General features: G+C 71.1%; 16 protein-coding genes. 12 read left to right on the top strand and 4 right to left on the bottom strand.

Translation table 11 applies throughout. From position 1 onward, the window contains the following. The first annotated feature begins 152 nt into the window (after positions 1-152). Positions 153-617, top strand: coding sequence for a prevent-host-death protein (locus GTY84_RS21140; protein WP_161227881.1), 465 nt, complete (start codon positions 153-155; stop codon positions 615-617). A 2-nt stretch (positions 618-619) separates the two neighbouring features. Next, positions 620-970, top strand: a complete 351-nt coding sequence (locus tag GTY84_RS21135) for a hypothetical protein (RefSeq protein WP_161227880.1) — start codon at positions 620-622, stop codon at positions 968-970. A 304-nt stretch (positions 971-1,274) separates the two neighbouring features. Here GTY84_RS21135 and GTY84_RS34060 read toward each other — a convergent pair whose 3' ends face one another. Further along, a complete protein-coding gene (locus GTY84_RS34060; protein ID WP_345943494.1) occupies positions 1,275-2,045 on the bottom strand; it encodes a helix-turn-helix domain-containing protein in 771 nt (256 codons plus the stop codon). Between the two features lie 2,214 nt (positions 2,046-4,259). Between GTY84_RS34060 and ngcE the strand changes: the two genes are divergently transcribed. The 7 genes from ngcE (at position 4,260) to GTY84_RS21095 (ending at position 12,994) form a co-directional block, all read left to right on the top strand. Further along, positions 4,260-5,720: an N-acetylglucosamine/diacetylchitobiose ABC transporter substrate-binding protein gene (ngcE, locus tag GTY84_RS21125; protein ID WP_202551507.1), complete on the top strand. Its 1,461-nt coding sequence runs from the start codon at positions 4,260-4,262 to the stop codon at positions 5,718-5,720. A gap of 85 nt (positions 5,721-5,805) precedes the next feature. After that, positions 5,806-6,735, top strand: a complete 930-nt coding sequence (locus GTY84_RS21120) for a sugar ABC transporter permease (RefSeq protein WP_161227879.1) — start codon at positions 5,806-5,808, stop codon at positions 6,733-6,735. A 2-nt stretch (positions 6,736-6,737) separates the two neighbouring features. Further along, positions 6,738-7,661 (top strand): carbohydrate ABC transporter permease, encoded by a 924-nt coding sequence (locus GTY84_RS21115; protein ID WP_161227878.1) that lies wholly within the window; start codon positions 6,738-6,740, stop codon positions 7,659-7,661. Positions 7,662-7,962: 301 nt separating this feature from the next. Next, complete coding sequence (locus tag GTY84_RS21110) at positions 7,963-9,174, top strand: ROK family transcriptional regulator (RefSeq protein WP_161227877.1); 1,212 nt, start codon at positions 7,963-7,965, stop codon at positions 9,172-9,174. A gap of 133 nt (positions 9,175-9,307) precedes the next feature. Then, on the top strand, positions 9,308-10,411 hold the full coding sequence (locus GTY84_RS21105; protein ID WP_161227892.1) for a substrate-binding domain-containing protein: 1,104 nt from the start codon (positions 9,308-9,310) through the stop codon (positions 10,409-10,411). 223 nt (positions 10,412-10,634) lie between these two features. Continuing rightward, entirely contained in the window at positions 10,635-11,426 is a 792-nt protein-coding gene (locus tag GTY84_RS21100) for an ATP-binding cassette domain-containing protein (RefSeq protein WP_161227876.1), read from the top strand. Then, a complete protein-coding gene (locus GTY84_RS21095) occupies positions 11,423-12,994 on the top strand; it encodes a sugar ABC transporter permease (protein ID WP_237532473.1) in 1,572 nt (523 codons plus the stop codon). Before GTY84_RS21100 ends, GTY84_RS21095 begins: the two co-directional genes overlap by 4 nt. A gap of 250 nt (positions 12,995-13,244) precedes the next feature. On the opposite strand, the gene GTY84_RS21090 is transcribed toward GTY84_RS21095, so the two are convergent. After that, positions 13,245-14,768 (bottom strand): chitinase, encoded by a 1,524-nt coding sequence (locus GTY84_RS21090; protein ID WP_161227875.1) that lies wholly within the window; start codon positions 14,766-14,768, stop codon positions 13,245-13,247. Between the two features lie 596 nt (positions 14,769-15,364). Here GTY84_RS21090 and dxs point away from each other — a divergent pair. After that, positions 15,365-17,296 (top strand): 1-deoxy-D-xylulose-5-phosphate synthase, encoded by a 1,932-nt coding sequence (gene dxs, locus GTY84_RS21085; protein WP_161227874.1) that lies wholly within the window; start codon positions 15,365-15,367, stop codon positions 17,294-17,296. 161 nt (positions 17,297-17,457) lie between these two features. Further along, complete coding sequence (locus GTY84_RS21080; protein WP_161227873.1) at positions 17,458-18,963, top strand: amino acid permease; 1,506 nt, start codon at positions 17,458-17,460, stop codon at positions 18,961-18,963. Here GTY84_RS21080 and GTY84_RS21075 read toward each other — a convergent pair. Further along, on the bottom strand, positions 18,960-19,358 hold the full coding sequence (locus GTY84_RS21075) for an NTP pyrophosphohydrolase (RefSeq protein ID WP_161227872.1): 399 nt from the start codon (positions 19,356-19,358) through the stop codon (positions 18,960-18,962). The genes GTY84_RS21080 and GTY84_RS21075 overlap by 4 nt on opposite strands. A gap of 178 nt (positions 19,359-19,536) precedes the next feature. On the opposite strand from GTY84_RS21075, the gene GTY84_RS21070 reads away from it, so the two are divergent. Beyond that, positions 19,537-20,658, top strand: coding sequence for a hypothetical protein (locus tag GTY84_RS21070; protein ID WP_161227871.1), 1,122 nt, complete (start codon positions 19,537-19,539; stop codon positions 20,656-20,658). Between the two features lie 150 nt (positions 20,659-20,808). Here the strand turns inward: GTY84_RS21070 and GTY84_RS21065 are convergent, their stop codons facing one another. Next, the gene (locus GTY84_RS21065; protein WP_161227870.1) at positions 20,809-21,906 is read right to left on the bottom strand and encodes an LCP family protein; all 1,098 of its coding nucleotides are present in this window, start codon (positions 21,904-21,906) and stop codon (positions 20,809-20,811) included. Between the last annotated feature and the right edge of the window lie 334 nt (positions 21,907-22,240).

The raw sequence follows: 22,240 nt of genomic DNA, 5'->3' as shown, positions 1-22,240 counted from the left end.
GCGAGCATGATCGGACGCGAGCTGTTCCGGAAGCGGAGCTGCGCATCCTGCGACGGCGAGGAAATCCGACATCCCGCATCCGGAGATCGAGTCTGGCGCGCACTCTGCGGCCTCCACTGGACTTCCGAATACGTTCCGAATATCATGGATCCATGACCATCGCATCAAGCCTCCCTGTGGCGACTCGGCGCTCCTCGGACCTCAGCAAGCACTCCGCCGAGGTCTTCGCCGAGGCCGAGGACCACCCCGTGACGGTGACCCGGCGCGACGGCGAGGCTCTGGTCCTGATGTCGCAGCGCGAGGCCGAGGGTCGTGCCCGCTTGCTGAACTTTGCCGCCCAGCTCATCACCGTCACCCTCGACGACCGCGGTTCGCTCGCCGAGCGGATGTCCAAGGCCTTCCCCTGGATGCTCGCACTGTCGCTGGCCGACCGGGAGTCCTGTGCGCAGGACCTTGTCGATGCGGCGCGCGCGTCGTTCTCCACCGACCAGCCGCACTTCGTGATCGCAGAGCTGACCTCCTGGAAGGAGACGGCCGCCGCCGTCGCGGCGGGGCTCAGCAGCGGTAGCGCCGGTCTGGAGTGGCTCGACGACGATGAGACCGTGGAGCGTCCGTAGCCGTGGCGGCCGCAAGGAAGGGCGAGCTGGTTCCTCGCCCTCCGAAGAACATCGAGTACGAGATCCGCTTCGCCACAGCCGACGCGCAGAAGGGATGGCGCGACCTCGTCGCGACGATCCGCAACCCCATGACGGAGACCTGGGACTTCCTCACGCGGACACCACGGTCCACGACGCCGACGAACTATCGGCTCAAGGGTGAGCTCGGTGGCATCGAACGTGGCGGTGCGACCCATGAGCGGTGGCAGCACAAACCGACTGCGAAGGGCACCGCGCGCATCTGGTTCTACGTCCACGAGCGCACGGTCTTCCTGGAGCAGGTACACACGAGCCACCCGAACGAGACGAAGTAGACGCGCTTGGAGGCGTCGCACCACTTGGTCGGTGAGCGGTCATCCCATGGGGATGACCGCCGTGGGGCTGCCGCGACCGGGGACTTTGACTTCGCTCGAGGGCGGCGCGGCCTGGTCCGGGCGATGGTGCCGGTCCCGAAGCCGAGGGTGATGACCAGCATCGCCGGTGCCATCCCGGTCCAGTAGTCCGTCTCGGTCACGATCAGGGAGGACCAGACCAACGGGTTCACGCTGCGGCGCCGGGTGAGCGTGAACGCGAGAGGAGCGTGACCGCACTGTGTGCTGCCGGTGTCGAGTACCGCTCCTACGGCCCTCCAACTGTCCGGTGTGGCGCTCCGCGTCCGGGACGTGCACTGGCTTGAAGGCCTGCCTGACGCAGGATGGCGACGATCAGGTCGACTTGCGCCTGTGATAAAATAGGCGCGCCCTCGGCCTTGGCGGCTCCCGCCTTCCGGAAGTCCTCGAGTACGGCCGGGGAGGCCGGATGGTGCGGCCGTCGTGTTCGCAAGGCGCTCTGATGGCCGGCGTGCTCTACGCTCACGGTCGTGGGTGCCGAGCGTCGGACTGACCGTGGTACATCGCTGCTGTTCTCGGCTGTGTCGCCTGCTGCAGATGATGAACCCGACAGTTGCCCCCTTTCAACCAGGTCCATCTGCCGCAGGTGTATCGGTGCCTCATGCTGCCGTCGGCGGTACTCGGGCGGATGCTGCTGTTCCTGGGGGCGGACCAGGCCATTGCGGGACAGCACCCGGTGGGCCGTGGTCCGCGACGGCGCCGGCTCCAGCCCGCGGGCGGACAGCTCGTGGCAGATCCGGCTGGCACCCCACCGGGGATGCCGGCGGCGCAACTCGCAGATCTCGGCCTCTACCTCGGCGGGCAGGCGCGTGGGACTGTTCCTTGGCCGGCGGGAGCGATCCAGCAGACCGGGCATGCCCTCCTGCTCGAACCGCCGCCGCCAGCTGTGCAGGTTCTGGCGCGAGATGCCGTACCGGGCCGCGACCTCACTGATCGCAGACCCGCCGAGCACTTCGCGGACAGTCCGGTAGCGGTACTCGGCCAACTGCTGTGCATCCACGACTCCGAGGGAAGCACACCCCTGATGCATCGGCAGGTGGGGGATGGCGGACGTTCAGCCGAACGTGTCAACCATATCCAGAGCGCAAACGGTCAAGCGTCTCCTGAGACCTCTTACCGGCAACAATCGCCAACGGAGCACGTTGACTCACCCGTGTCGCGCGTGTCGAGGTGCTGCGTTAGCGGTAGGAATACTCGGCCAGGTGCGCTCTGCAGGCTCGGAAGCCATGGTCATTGTGGCGTTCTGATGCGAGGATCCTTGCCGAGAACGCCATCGTCCTCGAAATCCTGCCGAACTACCGCGCAGTAGAAGCACGTCTCAGTACGTGCTGCGCAGCCTGATCCGCAAATAAGCGGTACGGCAAGGCGGTCGAGGGCCGCATCCCCGCCCGGCGGGGGTGCGGCCCTCCGCCGTCCCCGGACGGCCGGGCGGAGCCCCCTCGGACGACCCCGTGCCGGACCTGGGCCGGCCCTCCCGCCCTCCGCGCCCGTGGCGGGGCAACACGGGACGTACGGGGGCGGGGGAGGCGTACGGGGGAGGGGCGGAGGCGGGACGGTGCCTCCGGTGCCCGTGAGGGGCTTGTCCGGGTGGCGGGGGCCTCCTGCCGGGCCCCTGCCCGTCCGTGGGCCCGGGGGCCGGGTCCCCGCCCGAGAGTCCTGAGGCCGGGCCACCGCCCGCCCGTGGGTCCTGGCGCTCGCCCCGACAGCCTCCAACTCCTCACCGATCGGCCCGGGTTGCCCTGGCCGCGGCACCCCGCCGAAGGCACCAGGCGTGTCGCCCAGGCCCGCCGCCTCGGCTCGGGCAACCGGCCCGCCGCGTCGGCCCGCTGCGCCTCTCCTGGTACGCCAGCGCGGCCCCCGGCAGGGTGGCGCCTCCTCAGAGCCATGCGCCGCCACGCGCCCGCCGTCGGCCGCCCGTGGCCGGCCGTGCGTCCCGGGCCGCGCGCCGGCCCCGGGCGCGCCCCCGGGGCCACCGCCGCCGCGGAGCCCGCGTTCACCACCTGACGCCACCCCGGAGCCGCCCATCGGCCCCTCTCCATCGGCCCCTCTCCATCGGCCCTTCTCCATGACCCCGCTCCATCGGCCCCTGAAGGCACCCCGGAGCGCCCCTGGGAGCCTCGCGTCAGGCCCTCGCCGTGGGCACCTCGAAGCCCGGCCCCGACCCGTACCCCGCCCCGTCGACGGCTCCCGAACCGGCTGCTCGGCGCATCCCGAACCAGCGCTCTGCGGCACCCCGTTGGGCCCTCGCGCCCCCCGGGAAGGGCTGAGTGTCTCCCCCGGAGGCACCTCCGAGCCCCGTGCCTCGGAGCACCCCCGGGCCTACGAAGCACCCGCCGAATCGCCCCCGAAGTCCTCCCGAAGGCCCCCCGAAGGCCCTCTGGGCCGCGGAGAACAGCCATCGAACACCCATCGGATAGGCATCGGGGAGCCATCGGCTTTGTATCGAAGTGCCCCGCCCCACTACGCGACACGGCCAAGATCAGTCAGGAAGTGGCGAGATTCGATCGTTTTCAGTCGTCAAGAGGGCCATTTCAGCCGCGCCAAGAGGTGCGAACCAGGCATCCGGTGCCCTCCTCCGGCTCCTGGATCGCCCCCCTTCCGGGCCGGGGACCCCTTCCGGAAGAGGGGCTCGGCGCACCGCTCGCCGGGGGTTCCGCGGTCTCCGTTCCGGGTGTCGCGCCACCCTGTCCCGGCGCCCTTCGGGGGCGGGGTGCGGCCCTTCCCGCCGCTCCCTCCGGCGTCCCGGGGAAAGGGGGCGCCAGCAGGCCGGGAGCCCGTCGGGAGCGCCCGCCGGACCCTTCCGGCACCGTCCCGCTCCACTCGGAAGCGCTCACTCCGCGTATATGGGGACAACGTTGTCGAACATCTCGTGAAGGTGCCGTTCAGGTGTGGTGTGACCGTCGGTGGCAAGTGTGCGCGGTGCCGCGCCGGGGGGTGGGTGGAGTGGATTTTCCCCCAGTCGGTTCCGCCTCCGTTCATATTTCCGCCAGGTCTCAACTCGGAAAAGACGTACCGGCAACCTTGCTTTCGATCTTGCTCCGTCAGCGGGAAGTGGACTATACCTGTCGGCCACCGGGGCATCGCGGGGGGAACCGCAAGAGCACCCGATTCAGCAGCACCAGCACTTCCTGCATGACCCAGCGTGACCCGATTGCGGTGCCCGGGAGGATCTCCGGTACACCGCCTGAGTCCTGGAGAAGGCGAGGACTTGAGCATGGGGATCGATCCCACACCTGCCGAGCACAACGGAACCGGCGTCGGCCGCCGCGATCTGATCAAGCGGTCCGCCGCACTCGGTCTGGTCTCCGTACCTGCCATGGGCTTCCTGTCCGCCTGTGCGAGCAGCGGCGGAAGCGACCAGAAGAAGGCCGAGGCGGGCGAGAAGTCCGACAAGAACCCGCTGGCGGTGAACGAGAGCGCCAAGCTGGACTTCGTCCTGTTCGACGGCGGCTTCGGCAAGGAGTACGCCGAGGACGCCATCAAGGTCTACAAGAAGGCCTACCCCAAGGCCACGGTGAAGTTCACCCCCACCCAGAAGATCCAGTCGACGCTGCAGCCGCGCTTCAACGGCGGCAACCCGCCGGACCTGATCGACAACTCCGGTGCCGAGCAGATGGACATGGGCGTCCTGGTCGGCAAGAACCAGCTCGCCGACCTCACCCCGCTGCTGGACGCCCCGTCCATCGACGACCCGAGCAGGACGGTCCGGGACACGCTGCGCCCCGGCATCGTCGAGATGGGCCAGTTCGACGGCGAGAAGGTCTGGATCCTCTACTACGCCTACACGGTGTACGGCAACTGGTACTCCCAGAAGGCCCTGGACTCGCTCGACACCGAGTACCCCCAGACCTGGGACGACATGATCGCCGTCTGCAAGAAGGCGAAGAAGAAGGGCATGGCCGGCTGGACCTACGCCGGCAAGTACCCGTACTACATCCCGTTCGCGATGTCCCCGATGATCGCCAAGGTCGGCGGCGTCGAGGTGCTGGACGCGATCGACAACCTGGAGCCGAACGCCTGGAAGCACCCGGCGGTCAAGACGGTCTTCGAGGCCTGGTACCAGCTCTTCAAGGACGGCCACATCCTCAAGGGCACCCCCGGCCTGGACCACATCCAGTCGCAGACCGCGTGGGCCAAGGGCCAGGCGCTGTTCATCCCGAACGGCTCCTGGGTCGAGAACGAGTCGGCGAACGTCATGCCCGCCGACTTCGACCTCGCGGTGTCGGCCCCGCCCGGCATCGACTCCAGCGACAAGATGCCGTTCGGCACCATCTGGGCCTCCGGCGGCGAGCCCTTCATCGTGCCCGCCAAGGCGGCCAACGCTCCCGGCGGCATGGAGCAGTTGCGCATCATGCTCAGCCGTGAGTCCTCCAAGAGCTTCACCGCCAAGGTGAAGTCGCTGACCGCGCTGAACGGCAAGGAGGCCACCGAGGGCATCGAGCTGACGCCGGGCCTGAAGTCCGGTGTCGAGGCCCTGGAACTGGCCAAGACCAACGTGGTCAACCCGCGGATGCAGGACTGGTACGTGCAGCTCCAGAAGGAGAAGATCGGCACCGCCTGTCTGGGCGAGATGATGGCCGGCCGCCTCACCCCGGTCGAGACCATCAAGAAGATCCAGAAGTTCGCCGACGAGGCGGCCAAGGACGATTCGATCAAGCACTACAAGCACCAGTGAGCACGCGTCACCGCGGCCCGGCCGTCCCTCACCGGCCGGCCGGGCCGCGGCGGCGCCACCCGCGCGCAGATCGGGGTCGGTAGCAATGCAGCACGGCAAGTACCGGTTCATCGTGGGGTTCCTGGCGGTACCCCTGGGGCTGTACGCGCTTTTCGTCATCTGGCCGTTCATCCAGTCCATCTACTACTCGTTCACGGACTGGACGGGGCTCAGTCCCGAGTTCCGCATGGTCGGCTTCGACAACTACTCGCGGATGTTCGACGACTCCATCTTCTGGAAGTCGTTGCAGCACAGCGTGATGTTCGCCCTGCTGGTGCCGCTGGTGACCCTCNGCCTGGCGCTCTTCCTCTCCTACATGATCAACGTGGGTGGCCGGCGCCGCCGCGGCGGACCGGCGATCACCGGTGTCCGGGGCTCAGGCTTCTACAAGATCGTGTACTTCTTCCCGCAGGTGCTCTCCATCGCGATCGTCGCCCTGCTGTTCCAGTTCGCGTACAACCCGAACGGCGGCGCGCTCAACTCCGCCCTGCGGGGCGCCGGAGTGAGCCCGGACAGCCTGCCGGACTGGCTGGGCAGCCCGAAGCTGGCGCTCTGGTGCGTCATGCTGGTGCTGGTCTGGTCCACCGTCGGCTTCTTCGTGGTGCTGTTCTCCGCGGGCATGGCCTCCATCCCGGCGGAGCTGTACGAGGCGGCGCTGCTGGACGGCGCCGGCCGGGCCGAGACCTTCTTCAAGATCACCCTGCCGCTGCTCTGGGACACGGTGCAGTCCGGCTGGGTCTACATGGGCATCCTCGCGCTCGGTGCCGAGTCCTTCGCCGTCGTGCAGATCATGACGATGGGCCCCGGCGGACCCGACTACTCGACCACCGTCATGGTCCTGTACGTGTACCAGAAGGCGTTCCGTGACGGTCAGGCCGCCTACGCCACCACGATCGGCGTCGCCCTGCTCGTCGTCACGCTGGCCTTCGCCGCCATCGTGATGCGGCTGGGCCGGCGCGAGCGGCTGGAGTTCTGACCATGAAGACGACCGAGACCCCCGCCCCCGTACCGGCCGAGCCCGGTGCGCCCGTCCGCAGCATCCCGGCGCCCGGCGCCCCCGCCCCGAAGCAGAAGAGCGAGGGCGGCGTCCTCAACGTCTTCTCCCACGGTGTGCTGGTCATCTGGGCCATCATGGTCGGCATGCCGCTGGTCTGGGCGGTGATGACCTCCTTCAAGGACGACGGCTCGATCATGGGCTCGCCCTGGTCGCTGCCGGACCGGCTGCACTTCGAGAACTGGTCGCGGGCCTGGTCCCAGGCCCACATGAGCGAGTACTTCGTCAACACCATCCTGGTGGTGGCCGGTTCGCTGGTCGGCACCCTGGTGCTCGGCTCCATGGCGGCCTACGTGCTCGCCCGGTTCGAGTTCCCGGGCAACCGCTTCATCTACTACCTGTTCATCGGCGGCATGAGCTTCCCGATCATGCTGGCCCTGGTGCCGCTGTTCTACGTCGTGGACGGCATGGGGCTGCTGAACACCATCCACGGCCTGATCCTCGTCTACATCGCCTACTCGCTCCCGTTCACGGTGTTCTTCCTCACCGGGTTCTTCCGGAGCCTGCCCAGTTCGGTCGCGGAGGCGGCGTTCGTTGACGGCGCCTCGCACACCCGGACGTTCTTCCAGGTGATGCTGCCGATGGCCAAGCCCGGTCTGATCAGCGTCGGCATCTTCAACTTCCTGGGCCAGTGGAACCAGTACATGCTGCCCACCGTGCTGAACACCGAGCCGGACAAGCACGTGCTGACCCAGGGCCTGGTCCAGCTCGCGGTCAGCCAGGGCTACAAGGGTGACTGGGGCGGACTGTTCGCCGGACTGGTGATGGCGATGCTGCCGGTGCTGGCCGCGTACATCATCTTCCAGCGCCAGGTAGTCCAGGGCCTCACCGCGGGCGCCCTGAAGTAGCGCCCGCACCGGGCCCGGAACGGAGCCCCGGCCGCCCCGCACGGGACCCGATCGCCCCGCACGGGACCCGGCCGTCCCGCACGGGACCCGGCCGTCGCGGCCCCCGGCCCCACCGGGCCTCCCCGCCCATGCCGTCCCCGGAACCCCGGGGGCGGCATGACGTGCGTGTGGGGCCGGGCGGCACGGGAACCCGCGAGTGGATCAACCTCTTGACGGAAGGCGACCCGAACGGCTCAGCTTGGGGTTCACTGGTTTGACAGAGGACGGGACCCGTCGGAGCGGTCCCGCGCAGGAGGTCGTCGTGGAGACTCCCGGGTCGCAGTCGTCGCTGCACCGAGCCAACCTGGAACGCGTCGTCCGGGCGGTCCGGCTGGCGGGCTCCCTCACCCAGGCGGAGATCGCGCGCACCACCGGGCTGTCCGCCGCGACCGTCTCCAACATCGTCCGGGAACTGAAGGAACACGGCACCGTCGAGGTCACCCCGACCTCCGCCGGCGGACGGCGGGCGCGCAACGTCTCGCTGAGCGGTGACGCCGGCATCGTGGTCGGGGTCGACTTCGGCCACACCCATCTGCGCGTCGCCCTCGGCAACCTCGCCCACCAGGTGCTGGCCGAGGAGGCCGAGCCGCTGGACGTCGACTCCTCCGCCGCGCAGGGCCTCGACCGGGCGGAGCGGCTGATCGGTCGGCTGGTCGACGCCACCGGGGTCGACCGGTCCAAGATCGCCGGGGTGGGCGTCGGGGTGCCCGGCCCGATCGACGTGGAGTCCGGCACCCTGGGGTCGACCGCCATACTGCCGGGCTGGGGCGGCGCCCGCCCGGCCGAGGAACTGCGCGGACGGCTCGGCGTCCCGGTGCACGTGGACAACGACGCCAACCTCGGGGCCCTGGGCGAGCTGGTCTGGGGCAGCGGCCGAGGGGTGCGGGACCTGGCCTACATCAAGGTGGCCAGCGGGGTCGGCGCCGGTCTGGTCATCAACGGCGCCATCTACCGGGGGCCGGGCGGCACGGCGGGGGAGATCGGGCACATCACCCTGGACGAGTCCGGCCCCGTCTGCCGCTGCGGGAACCGGGGCTGCCTGGAGACCTTCGCCTCCGCCCGCTACGTGCTGCCGCTGCTGCGGCCGAGCCACGGCGACGACCTGACCATGGAGGACGTCGTCCGCCTCGCCCGCGACGGGGACGCGGGCTGCCGCCGGGTGATCGCGGACGTCGGCCGGCACATCGGCAGCGGTGTCGCGAGCCTCTGCAACCTGCTCAACCCCAGCCGGGTGGTTCTCGGCGGAGATCTCGCGGAGGCGGGAGAACTGGTGCTCGGCCCGATCAGGGAATCCGTCGGCCGCTACGCCATCCCCAGCGCCGCGCGTCGACTCGCCCTGCTGCCGGGGGCGCTCGGCGGCCGGGCCGAGGTGCTCGGGGCGCTGGCGCTGGCCCTCGGCGAGGTGGGCGACTCGACGCTCCTGGACGGAACCGCGGCCGGTACCGCCTCCGCCGGGGCGCCCGCCCTCACCTGAGGAAAAAGAGGAACTCCGCCGTCCCGTACGGTGTTTACTTCTTGACGCCGAAGCTACTGACGAGTTGACTTCCGGGCACCCCCCGGCCGCAACGACGCGGCCACGTCAGGAGGTCAGGGAAGTGAACACGCGCATGCGCCGCGCCGCTGTCACCGTCGCCGTCACCGCCATGGCCGTCTCACTCGCCGCCTGCGGCAGCGCCAAGGAGTCCGGTGACCGGGCGAAGACGTCCGACGCCCCCTCGCGTACGGACGGCCGGATCACCATCGGCCTCCTGCTGCCGGAGAACCAGACCGCGCGCTACGAGAAGTTCGACAAGCCCCTGGTGGAGAAGAAGGTCAAGGAGCTGACGGACAACAAGGGCACGGTGGTGTACTCCAACGCCAAGCAGGACGCCACGCTCCAGGCGCAGCAGGTCGACACCATGGTGACCAACAAGGTCGACGTCCTGGTCGTGGACGCCGTGGACTCCAGGGCCATCGCCGGATCGGTCAGGAAGGCCAAGGACGCGGGCATCCCCGTCGTCGCCTACGACCGGCTGGCCGAGGGCCCGATCGACGCCTACACCTCCTTCGACAACGTCACCGTCGGCCGGACGCAGGGCGAGGCCCTGCTGAAGGCGCTCGGCGACAGGGCCGGCAAGGGCCGGATCGTGATGATGAACGGCTCCTCCACCGACCCGAACGCCGCCCAGTTCAAGGAGGGCGCCCACGCCGTGCTCGACGGAAAGGTGACGATCGGCCGCGAGTACGACACCAAGGAGTGGAAGCCGGAGAACGCCAACGCCAACATGGAGGGCGCCATCTCCGCCCTCGGCAAGGACGACATCGTCGGCGTCTACTCCGCCAACGACGGCATGGCGGGCGGAGTCATCACCGCGCTGAAGGCCGCCGGGATCGCCGACGTCCCGGTCACCGGGCAGGACGCCGAACTCGCCGGTGTGCAGCGGATCGTCGCCGGTGAGCAGTACATGAGCGTCTACAAGTCCTACCCGCGGGAGGCGGAGGCCGCCGCCGAGATGGCCGTCGCGCTCGCCCGGGGCGAGTCGCTGGACTCCATCGCCACGGCCACCGCCGACAGCGCCACCACCAAGGGTGTGCCCGCGGTCCTCGTCCCGGTCGTCTCGCTGACCGCGGACAACATCAAGGACACCGTGGTCAAGGAGGGCTTCTACACCCTCGACGAGATCTGCGCGGGCAGGTACCGGGTCGCCTGCGACAGGATCGGCCTGAAGTAGCCGGACCCGCCCCGGTCCTCCCCCCTCGTGCGCGCGGGAACGCCGGACCGGGCGGCCCGCGCGCGGCCCCCTCCGGCCGCCCCGCGCCCCGACGACTCCGACGGCCCCCGCTGGGCGGACCCGGACCTCGCGGCTCCGGCGGTCGGGACGACGTCCCTCCGGGACGCCGGACGGGACATCCCCCGAACGTCCGCGACCTCCCGCCGAGCAGGCGGCGAAGGAGATGGTTCACGTGTCCGCTGCGCCCGTGCTGGCGTTGCGCGGGGTCTCCAAGCGATTCGGTGCCGTCCAGGCGCTCACCGACGTCGAGTTGGAGGTCCACGCCGGTGAGGTGGTCGCCCTGGTCGGCGACAACGGAGCCGGTAAGTCCACGCTGGTGAAGACGATCGCCGGTGTGCACCCCATCGACGAGGGCACCATCGAGTGGGAGGGCGAACGGGTCACGATCGGCAGACCGCACGACGCCCGGAACCTCGGCATCGCGACCGTCTACCAGGACCTCGCGCTCTGCGACAACATCGACGTGGTCGGAAACCTTTACCTGGGAAGGGAGTTGCGCAAGCGCGGCCTCCTGGACGAGGTGGAGATGGAGCGCCGCTCCCGGGAGCTGCTGGACACGCTGTCGATCCGCGTCCCCAGCGTGCGCATCCCGGTCGCCGCCCTCTCCGGGGGCCAGCGCCAGGTCGTGGCCATCGCCCGGTCGCTGCTGGGCGAGCCCCGGCTGGTGATCCTCGACGAGCCGACCGCCGCCCTCGGCGTCGAACAGACGGCGCAGGTCCTCGACCTCGTCGAGCGGCTGCGCGAGCGCGGTCACGCCGTCGTCCTCGTCAGCCACAACATGGCCGACGTACGGGCGGTCGCCGACCGGGTCGCCGTGCTGCGGCTGGGCCGCAACAACGGTGTGTTCGAGGTCGCCGCGACCTCGCAGGAAGAGATCGTCTCCGCCATCACCGGGGCCACGGACAACGCCGTGACCCGTCGTGCGGCCCGCAGCCACGGGGAGATACGGACATGACCACCGACAGGACCGGCACCCCCGCCGAGCCCTCCGCCGACGCCTTCGCCGACGCCGAGCCCTCCGCCGACGCCGATCCCTCCGCCGGGACCACCGCGGACGCCTCCGCCGACGCCCCGACCGAGCCCCCCGCCGACGCCTTCGCCGGTGCCTCCGCCGGAACCTATGCGGACGTCTCAACCGGCACCCCCGCCGAGCCCTCCGCCGGCGCCCCTGCGGACGTCTCCGCCGGTACCCCCGCCGAGCCCTCCGCCGGAACCATCGCGGACGCCTCCGCCGATACCCCGACCGAGCCCCCCGCCGGCGCCGAGCCCCCCGCGCCGGACCGCCGGGCCGCCCCCGTGGCGGTTCCCCCCGCCGATCCCCGGCTGCTGGTGCGCGAGCGCGGACTCGTGGGCCACCTGGGCGAGTTCGGCCGCCGGATGCGGGCCGGTGACCTGGGCTCGCTGCCGGTCGTCGTGGGACTGCTGGTCATCTGGGCCGTCTTCACCGCCCTGAACCGCAACTTCCTCACCGCCGGGAACTTCTCCGACATGTCGGTCGCCATGGTCGGAACCGGCCTGATCGCCGTCGGCATCGTCTTCGTGCTGCTGCTCGGCGAGATCGACCTCTCGGTCGGCTCGGTCAGCGGCGTCGCGGGCGCCACCTTCGCGGTGCTGAGCGTCACCCACGGGATGCCCGAGGTCCCGGCGCTGGTGCTGGCCGTGCTCACCGGGACCGCGGCCGGCGCCCTGCACGGCTTCTTCTTCGCCAGGGTCGGCGTCCCGGCCTTCGCCGTGACCCTGGCCGGGCTGCTGTTCTGGCAGGGCTTCATGCTCCAGATCCTCGGCAGCAGCGGCACCGTCAACCTGGACCCGGAGGGACTGGTCGCCGGGCTCACCGGCCACTACTTCGGCGACGTGGCCGCCGCCAACGGGCTGGCGCTCGCCGTGACCGCCGGGTACTTCCTGGTCACCTTCCTGGACAACCGCCGCCGGGCCGCCGCCGGGCTGCCCTCCCGGCCGCCGGCCGAGACCGTCGTCCGCACCGCGCTGCTGGCCGTCCTGGCCTTCTCCGTGGCGTACGTCTTCAACCAGTACAAGGGGCTGCCCCTGGCCGTGGTGATCTTCCTGGGCTTCCTGCTGCTCACCGACTCCGTGCTGCGCCGCACCGCCTACGGCCGCAGGGTCCACGCGCTCGGCGGCAGCGTGGAGGCGTCCCGCCGGGCCGGTGTCGACGTGGAGTGGGTGCGCATCTCGGTCTTCGCCGTCTCCGGGACCTTCGCCGCGATCGGCGGCCTCTTCACCGCCTCGAAGATCACCGCCGCCAACCAGGGCGCGGGCACCGGGGAGTTCCTGATGAACGTCATCGCCGCGGCCGTGATCGGCGGCACATCGCTGTTCGGCGGCCGGGGCCGCACCTGGGACGCGCTTCTCGGGGTGATGGTCATCGTGTCGATCCAGTACGGCCTGGCCCTGGAGGGAATCGCCTCACCGGTCCAGTACATGATCACCGGCGGGGTGCTGCTGGCGACCGTCGTGATCGACGCGGTCACCCGCAGGACGCAGCGGACGGCCGGCCGCGCCTGACCCGGCCCGGCGCCCGTCGGGCCCGTGTCCTCGCGCCCGTTGGGCCCGTCCTCGCGCGCGTCGCGGCCGGGCCCGCGCCGGGCACCCGCGCGGCGGGGGAGACGGAGACGGGTCCGCCCGTCCGCCCACGGTGGGTGGGCGGACGGGCGGACCCGTTCTCGTCGGCGGTCCCGGGGCTCACCCCTCGGGGTGGGACCGGATCAGGACCGCCCGGCCGCGGAGGGCGGCCGGAGGGCTGTGCCGGGGGAGGTCAGCAGGCGCCGAGGTCCTGCCACACGCCCCACTGGCCGGTGGTGCCGGGCTCCTCGGCGGTCGTCCACCACTTGGCCTTCCAGTTGTGGCCCTTGTGGGAGACGGTCTGCCCGCCGGTGTAGACGGTGCCCGAGGACCACGGCGGCGTGGTGCACTGGTTGCCGTTGCCGCCGGTGACCGTCAGCGTGTACGAGGTGCTGTGGCTGCCGGACGGGCTGGTGCCCGTGACGGTGACGGTGTAGGTGCCCGAGACGGTCTGCGCGGTGGTCGCCAGGGTGAGCGTGGAGGACCCGCCCGCGGTGACCGACGCGGGGCTCAGCGAGGCGGTGACCCCGGCCGGGGCGCCGCTCACGGTGAGCTGGACGTTCTCCGCCGTGCCCGCCGTCACCGCGGTCTTCACGGTGGCGGTCGCGGAGGAGCCCGCGGTCACCGAGCCGGAGGCCGGGGTGAGGGCGACGGAGAAGTCGTTGGCCGGCGTGGTGGAGCCGCCGGTGAACGGCGAGAAGATGCGGGAGAAGTCCCACGTCTGCTGCTGGATGCCGGAGCAGTCGTCCCGGGCGGCGCTGCCCGCGCAGGAGCCGTTGTCGCGCTGCAGGGCCCAGAAGGACAGGGTGTTGATGCCCTTGGCGACCGCCCAGTCGTAGACCGTGCGGGCGTTGGCCAGGGTGAAGGTCTCCGCCGGACCGAAGTCGTCGACACCGATCATCTCGGTGATACCGACCATCGCCCAGAGCTGCTTGTCGGTCTTGCTCGGGTAGAGCTGGCCGAGGGTGTTGCGCAGGCCCTGGGCCGCGGTCTGGGTGTCCCGGGCCATGTCGTGCTGCTGGTTGTCGTAGTAGTCGAAGGTCATGAGGTTCACGACGTCGACCTTGGTGCCGTTGGAGACGGCGTTGCGCAGCAGGGCCACACCGTTCGACGCGAGACCGCTGGTGGTCGTCGGCAGGGTGTACGAGATCTGCAGGGGGCGTCCGCTGGCGGCGGCCCATTCCTGGACCTGCTTGATCGCCTTGTTGCGGCGGTCGATGCCCGCGGTGTTGTCCAGCGCGTCGATCTCGATGTCCATGTCGAGGCGCGTGACGTCGTAGGTCGTGATGACCTTCTTGTACGCCTCGGCGATCTGCGCGACGTCGGTGCAGCTGTCGGCGATCTCGGTGCCGGTGGTGTCGGCGGTGTAGCCGCCGAAGGACGGGATGACGTCGCCGCCGGCGGCCTGGATGGTCTTGATGTCCTGGCCGAAGGTCGCCTGGGAGATCGGCATACTGCTGTCGCCGTTCCAGTACGGCGTGCAGGAGCCCTTGGTGGCCGTCTGCAGGAACGCCATGGTCAGGTGCTTGGCGCCGGACTGGGCGGACAGCGCGGCGGGGCTCTCGCCCGTCCACGCCTCGAAGTAGGGCGCGAAGACCCGGTCGGGCAGGGGGGTCGCCGCCTGGGCCGTGTTCGTGCCCGTCAGCGCGAGGCCGACGGCGGCCGCCGTGGTGGCGGCCGCGGTCAGGGCGGCGCGGAAGGAGCGCATGCGTCTCATGTCAGTCCCGGTGTGTGTGGGGTGTCGTATCAATTCCCATGCCGTGCAGGGGGGTTGATGACTACGGGAATATCGTCGGGGAACCGGCGCACGCAATGGTCTGGACCAGAAAGGGACTAGACCAATTGGTTTCCCGTAACCGTTTCCGGCCCACGTCACGTGCCGTCCACGGCACTGGACCACCTGGGTAAAGAGGTTCCCAAGGGGTGTTCCGGGGGGCGCGGCCCCGGCCTGCGGCGGCCCTCCTCCGGTGGGCGGAGGGGTGCCGTCCGGGCCCTCGCCGTGGTGGGTGCCGGAGGCGGGAGGGTCGTCCGGGCGCAAGTGCGGCCATCCGTCGGATCGTCATCCCGACCTGTGGCCATATGGTCGCTTTCGAAGCAATGTGATCGAATCATTGCATTGAGTGAAGGCAAGCGTTCAGATCCTCGCCGTGGACGCACCGACTATCCGGAAAGAAGACCCGGGGTGACGTAGGAGAGGCCACCCTTGGGTACAGCCGAACGAGTGATGTACAACGCACCGTCCGGACTCGTTCCGCTGCAGCGGAACATTAGACTCGACTGGCCCGGCAACAGCTCTACTGCAAGGAGGCACGGGTGCCGCTGCTGACCCGCATCACGGGACCGCGCGATCTGGACCGGCTCAGCCCGGAGGAGCTGAACCGGCTGGCGGGGGAGATCCGCGCCTTCCTCGTCGACGCCGTCTCCAAGACCGGCGGCCACCTCGGCCCCAACCTGGGCGTGGTGGAACTCACCATCGCCCTGCACCGGGTCTTCGAGTCCCCGGCCGACAAGGTCCTCTGGGACACCGGACACCAGTCCTACGTGCACAAGCTGCTCACCGGACGCCAGGACTTCTCCAAGCTGAAGATGCGCGGCGGCCTCTCCGGCTACCCCTCGCAGGCCGAGTCCGAGCACGACGTCATCGAGAACAGCCACGCCTCCACCGTCCTCGGCTGGGCCGACGGCATCGCCAAGGCCAACCAGGTGCTCGGCCGTGACGAACGGCACGTGGTCGCGGTCATCGGCGACGGCGCGCTCACCGGCGGCATGGCCTGGGAGGCGCTGAACAACATCGCCGCCGCCAAGGACCGCCCCCTCGTCATCGTCGTCAACGACAACGAGCGCTCCTACGCGCCCACCATCGGCGGTCTCGCCAACCACCTGGCCACCCTGCGCACCACCGACGGCTACGAGCGCTTCCTGGCCCGCACCAAGGACCTCCTGGAGCGCACCCCCGTCGTCGGCCGCCCCCTCTACGACACCCTGCACGGTGCCAAGAAGGGCCTGAAGGACTTCATCGCCCCGCAGGGCATGTTCGAGGACCTCGGCCTCAAGTACGTCGGCCCCATCGACGGCCACGACATCGAGGCCCTGGAGTCCGCGCTCACCCGCGCCAAGCGCTTCGGCGGCCCGGTCATCGTGCACTGCCTCACCGAGAAGGGCCGCGGCTACCAGCCCGCCCTCCAGGACGAGGCCGACCGCTTCCACGCCGTCGGCAGGATCCACCCCGACACGGGCCTGCCCATCTCCACCTCCGGCGCCGACTGGACCTCCGTCTTCGGCGACGAGATGGTCCGGATCGGCCGGGAGCGCGAGGACGTCGTCGCCATCACCGCCGCCATGCTCCAGCCGGTCGGCCTGGACAGGTTCGCCAAGGCCTTCCCCGAGCGCGTCTACGACGTCGGCATCGCCGAGCAGCACGGCGCGGTCTCCGCCGCCGGCCTCGCCCACGCCGGGGTGCACCCCGTCTTCGCGGTGTACGCCACCTTCCTCAACCGCGCCTTCGACCAGGTCCTGATGGACGTGGCCCTGCACCGGTGCGGCGTCACCTTCGTCCTGGACCGGGCCGGTGTCACCGGCACCGACGGCGCCTCCCACAACGGCATGTGGGACATGTCGATCCTCCAGGTCGTCCCCGGGCTGCGGCTCGCCGCCCCGCGCGACGCCGAGCAGGTCCGCGCCCAGCTCCGGGAGGCCATCGCCGTCGAGGACGCGCCGACTGTGGTGCGCTTCTCCAAGGGCGCGGTCGGCCCCGCCGTCCCCGCCGTCGGCCGCGTCGGCGGCATGGACGTCCTGCGCACCCCCGGCACCGAGACGCCCGACGTGCTCCTGGTCTCCGTCGGCGCGCTCGCCCCGATGTGCCTGGAGGTCGCCGACCTGCTGGACAAGCAGGGCATCTCCACCACCGTCGTCGACCCCCGCTGGGTCAAGCCCGTCGACGAGGCCATGGCCCCGCTCGCCGACCGCCACCGGGTCGTCGTCACCGTCGAGGACAACTCCCGCGTCGGCGGCGTCGGTTCCGCCGTCGCCCAGGCCCTGCGGGACGCCGGGGTGGACGTGCCGCTGCGCGACTTCGGCATCCCGCCGCGCTTCCTCGACCACGCCTCCCGCGCCGAGGTGCTCGCCGAGATCGGGCTCACCGCCCCCGACATCGCCCGCCAGGTCACCGGCCTGGTCGCCAAGCTCGACGGCCGCTACGACCGCGCCGCCGTCCAGCCGGACCCGGTGGAGGCCGCCCGCGACTGACCCGGTCCCGACCGGACGCACCCCTTACGGCCGGATGGGCCGGTCCCGCCACTCGTCGCAGTGGCGGAACCGGCCCATCCGCGTGAAAACGCCGACGCCGGGGCATACGCAGATACGCCCCCTCTCGATCATGTCGAGGACGACAAGCGTGGGAGTCTTCCGTGAGCAGCAGCCTCTTCCGGACCAAGAAGATCGAGCAGTCGATCCGTGATACCGAGGAGCCCGAGCACGCGCTCAGAAAGTCCCTCTCCGCGCTGGATCTGACGGTCTTCGGCGTCGGCGTCATCATCGGCACCGGCATCTTCGTCCTGACGGGCACGGTCGCCAAGAACAACGCGGGCCCCGCCGTCGCCCTGTCGTTCGTGGTGGCCGGCGTCGTCTGCGGTCTCGCCGCCCTCTGCTACGCAGAGTTCGCCTCCACCGTCCCGGTCGCCGGATCGGCGTACACCTTCTCCTACGCCTCCCTGGGCGAACTGCCCGCCTGGATCATCGGCTGGGACCTCGTCCTGGAGTTCGCGCTCGGCACGGCGGTGGTCGCCGTCGGCTGGTCGGGCTACATCCGCTCGCTGCTGGACAACGCGGGCTGGCAGATGCCCGAGGCGCTCTCCGGCCGGGACGGCGCCGAGGGCTTCGGCTTCGACATCCTCGCCGCCGCCCTGGTCCTGGTGCTCACCGGCATCCTCGTGCTCGGCATGAAGCTGTCCGCGCGGGTCACCTCGGTCGTCGTCGCCGTCAAGGTGGTCGTCGTCCTCATCGTGATCGTCGCCGGAGCCTTCTTCGTCAAGGGCGCCAACTACGACCCCTTCATCCCGAAGGCCGAGCCGGTCGAGGCGGGCAGCGGCCTCACCTCGCCGCTGATCCAGCTCATGTTCGGCTGGGCGCCGTCCAACTTCGGCGTGATGGGCATCTTCACCGCCGCCTCGGTGGTCTTCTTCGCCTTCATCGGCTTCGACATCGTCGCCACCGCCGCCGAGGAGACCCGCAACCCGCAGCGCGACATGCCCCGCGGCATCCTCGGCTCCCTGTTCATCTGCACCACCCTGTACGTCGCGGTCTCCATCGTCGTCACCGGCATGCAGCACTACAGCGACCTCTCCGTCGACGCCCCGCTCGCCGACGCCTTCAAGGCCACCGGGCACCCCTTCTACGCCGGGGTGATCAGCTTCGGCGCCGCCGTCGGCCTCACCACCGTCTGCATGATCCTGCTGCTCGGCCAGACCCGGGTGTTCTTCGCGATGAGCCGCGACGGGCTGCTGCCCCGCTTCTTCTCCCGCGTCCACCCGCGGTTCCGCACCCCGTACCGGCCGACCATCCTGCTCGGCGTGATCATCGCGATCGTCGCGGGCTTCACCAGCCTGAGCGAACTGGCCGAACTGGTGAACATCGGCACCCTCTTCGCCTTCGTCGTGGTCGCCATCAGCGTGATCATCCTGCGCCGCACCCGCCCCGACCTGCCGCGGGCCTTCCGTACCCCGCTGGTGCCGCTGCTGCCGGCCCTGTCGGTGTGCGCCTCGCTCTGGCTGATGCTGAACCTGCCGGCCGAGACCTGGCTCCGGTTCGGCATCTGGATGGCGATCGGCTTCCTCGTCTACTTCCTCTACAGCCGCAACCACAGCCGGCTGGCCCTCGGCGAGGACACCCCGGCGGCGGGCGGGGGCACCCCCTAGGGGTTTCGGCCGGGCCGGTCCGCGCGCACCGTCCGGGGGCCGGCCACCTCCGCGCCCAGGTCCGCCACCCGGCGGCGCAGCTCCCGGTCCGCCGTCACCACCAGCACGGACCGGCCCCGGGCGGCCCCGGCGACCAGCTCCACCACGCGGTCGTCCCCGCTGCCCGGCGCCGACTCCACCCGTACGCCCGGCACCGGGGCCACCCCGCGGGCGGCGCCCTCCACCACGAGCACGATCTCCAGGGGCCCCTCCCGGCCGGGCAACCCGTCCGCCGCCAGCCGGTCCCGCAGCCGTTCCGCCGCGCCCCGCCGGTCGCGCCACCAGCCGTCGGGCACGGACCCGACCACATTGGCGGCGTCCACGATGACGAGCGGGGCGGTGCTGCTGTCGGCCATGCCGCCAGGGTCGCACGCCCGCCGCCCGCCGGGACGGCCGCTCGGGCGGGCACCCGACCGGCCCGCCGGGTGTCTCGAACGTTCGATCTATGATGGTCGGCGCTCATCCTCCCCGTAATCCGGTCGTCCGGGAGGGTGGCGGGTCAGTCGCGGCAGCGGCAGAGGGGCAGGTCACGCCATGCGGACCAGATCCGGGCGCGGCACCGCCCGCGCGACGGCGGCCGTTCCGGGCGGCGAGGGCACGACCGCGGCCCGTACGGCGGCCGAGGCGACCGTCGACGGACGCTGGCTGGTCCTCGGCAGGGACGGCAGGCTCACCGCCTACGCCCGCACCCGGGACTCACTGCTGCGCTGGACCGAGACCCGGCCGGGCGGACCGGAGTGGACCGGCCCGGAGGCGTTCCCCGCGCCCGGCCTCAGCCATGTCTCGATCGCGCAGGGCCCCGACGCCTACGTCCACCTCCTGGGCCGCCGGGTCCGCGGGGACGGGGACACGCCCACGGTCGACGTCGTCCACGCCCTCCAGTACCAGACCGGGCGCCCCGTCAGCGAGTGGCGCCCGGTGGGCAGTCCGCACAAGGACCGGGAGAAGGCCGCGCGGCTGGGCCCGCCGGTCGCCGCGGTGGGCCCCAGCGGCCGGGTGCACGTCCTGGTCGCCAACGCGGCCGGCGGGGTGATGGTCCGCCGGGAGGACGCCAAGGGCAAGTGGGAGCCCTGGCTCGACATCAAGGGCAGCAACGCACGGGGCACCATCGCCGCGCTGGCGCACGCCTCCGGCCGGGTCGAGGCGCTGGCCGGCAGCGCGCAGCGGGCCATGCGGTGGCTCCAGGACAAGGCCGACGGGGCGTTCCGGGAGCAGCCGCCCATCCCCGTACGCATCGCCCCCGGGACCCTCTCGGCGCTGGAGACCGCGCCGGACCGGGCGACGTACTACTGGGCCGACGAGGGGACGGGACAGCTCGTCGCCCACCGCCCCGGCGGCTGGGTGATCCCGCTGGGGGGCGTCGCGTCCGACGGCCCCGCCGCGGTGCTGCGCGCGGGGCTGGACGGCTACGACTGCACGGTGCTGGCCCACCGGGCCCTGGACGGGCAGGTGATGCTCGCCGCCTGCGGGACCGAGAACGAGCAGGCGGGGCTGTGGTGGTCCCCGACCGGTGAGCGGTGCGAGGGGGACCCGGCGCTGGCGCTGGACGCCCTGGGCCGGGTGGTGCTGGCCGTGATCGGACCGGACGGGGCGCTGAGGGTGTCCCGGCAGGGCCCGGGCCAGGGGCTCTCGCTGGAGCCCGCAGTACGGGTCTGACCGGCCGTCCGCAGGACCCGGCCGGGCCCTCGGGACCACGTCGGCGGGATTCCCGGGACCACCCGGCCGGGCCCTCGGGCCCCGTCGCCCGGACGTGCTCCCGTCCGCCCCGGCAACGGGAGCGGACGGGGACCGGGGCGGACCCCGGGGTCAGGACGTGCCGCCCCCGGCGGGGGACTTCTTGGCCGACTCGGGGATCTCCGCGTCCTCGCGCAGGGCCTTCCAGAGCTGTCCGGCCTGCGGTTCGGCGGCGACCACGCGGTTCCTGTCGATCCGGTCGTACTCCACCGGGAGCATGATCGTCTCCATGGTGGACGGGTCGACGCCGTTCAGGCTGCGGCCGAACTCCGCCAGCTTGGTCAGCGAGGCGAGTTCGGAGTCGGTGGTGAGCGCGGCGGTCAGGGTGTCCGCGATCCGGTAGGTCTTGGCGGGGCTGCCCAGCAGGTCCTGCTTCTTGATCTCGCTCAGCAGGGCGATCATGAACTGCTGCTGGAGCCCGATGCGGCCCAGGTCGCTGCCGTCGCCGATGCCGTGCCGGGTGCGGACGAAGGCCAGTGACTCGGTGCCGTCCAGCTTGTGGGTGCCGGCGGTGAGGTCCAGGCCGCTGGACTTGTCGCGGATGTCCCGGTCGACGGTGACGGTCACCCCGCCTATCGCGTCCACCAGGCCCTTGAAGCCCGCGAAGTCGATCTCGACGTAGTGGTCCATGCGGACCCCGGACATCGACTCCACCGTCTTCACCACGCAGGCCGGACCGGCCTGGGCGTAGATGGAGTTGAACATGACGCGTTCCTTGGCGGGCACCTGGCCGCCGTCGGATCCGGCGCACTCCGGGCGGGTCACCAGGGTGTCGCGGGGGATGCTGACCGCGACGGCCTCCCGGCGCCCCTCGGGGATGTGCATCACCAGCGCGGTGTCGGAGCGGGCCCCGGCCACCTTGCCGGTGTTCAGCGCGGCGTTGTCCCCGGCGCGCGAGTCGGAGCCCAGGATCAGCACGTTCTGGCCGGAGGTGGGCAGCCTCTCGGGCCGGTCCCCGCCGATCGCGCGGTCGATGTCGACACCCTTGATGTTGCCGTCGAGACCGCGGTAGAGCCAGTAGCCGACGCCGCCCACCGCGAGGAGCAGGAGCACCAGGGCCAGCACGATCCAGCGCCAGACCCGGCGCCGCCGCGGCGGGCGGGCCGCCCGGCGGCCCGAGGGGGCACGCCGGGACCGGCGGGGGGACGATTCCGGCGGGGCGTGCGTCATGGGGTGCGGGTCCTCTCTCGTGGATTCGGCTCGCTGCCGTGGTCCGGACGTGGGCGCGGGGCACGAAGCGGGGGAGGGGCCGGGCCCCGCCGCGGTGATGGCCGCCGCGGCGTGTCCGAACTATAGACCGACTGGCCGGAAGGACGGTTGTGCTCCTCGGGGCACCGGTTCCGGACCCGCTCCGGCCGGTGCTGTTCACCAGCAGATTGTTGAGCCGTGTATTTTCAGTCATGGCTGATTGCTGTTGACAGCTATTGAAGGCCCTGGCCAAAATGTGCCGGTCCCGTGAGGGTGAATTGTCCGTGGGAATGTGCCGACCGAGGGCCGGTACCCG

Source organism: Streptomyces sp. SID8352 (genome assembly GCF_009862265.1).
Lineage (GTDB): Bacteria > Actinomycetota > Actinomycetes > Streptomycetales > Streptomycetaceae > Streptomyces.
This window is presented reverse-complemented; position numbering and strand designations above follow the sequence as displayed.

What these genes read in the sequence shown, in the direction of transcription:
- GTY84_RS21140 (WP_161227881.1), top strand. Translation starts at nt 153, where the DNA reads ATGACCATCGCATCAAGCCTCCCTGTGGCGACTCGGCGCTCCTCGGAC.
- ngcE (WP_202551507.1), top strand. Translation starts at nt 4,260, where the DNA reads ATGGGGATCGATCCCACACCTGCCGAGCACAACGGAACCGGCGTCGGC.
- GTY84_RS21115 (WP_161227878.1), top strand. Translation starts at nt 6,738, where the DNA reads ATGAAGACGACCGAGACCCCCGCCCCCGTACCGGCCGAGCCCGGTGCG.
- GTY84_RS21105 (WP_161227892.1), top strand. Translation starts at nt 9,308, where the DNA reads ATGCGCCGCGCCGCTGTCACCGTCGCCGTCACCGCCATGGCCGTCTCA.
- GTY84_RS21100 (WP_161227876.1), top strand. Translation starts at nt 10,635, where the DNA reads ATGGTTCACGTGTCCGCTGCGCCCGTGCTGGCGTTGCGCGGGGTCTCC.
- GTY84_RS21095 (WP_237532473.1), top strand. Translation starts at nt 11,423, where the DNA reads ATGACCACCGACAGGACCGGCACCCCCGCCGAGCCCTCCGCCGACGCC.
- GTY84_RS21090 (WP_161227875.1), bottom strand. Translation starts at nt 14,768, where the DNA reads ATGAGACGCATGCGCTCCTTCCGCGCCGCCCTGACCGCGGCCGCCACC.
- GTY84_RS21075 (WP_161227872.1), bottom strand. Translation starts at nt 19,358, where the DNA reads ATGGCCGACAGCAGCACCGCCCCGCTCGTCATCGTGGACGCCGCCAAT.
- GTY84_RS21070 (WP_161227871.1), top strand. Translation starts at nt 19,537, where the DNA reads ATGCGGACCAGATCCGGGCGCGGCACCGCCCGCGCGACGGCGGCCGTT.
- GTY84_RS21065 (WP_161227870.1), bottom strand. Translation starts at nt 21,906, where the DNA reads ATGACGCACGCCCCGCCGGAATCGTCCCCCCGCCGGTCCCGGCGTGCC.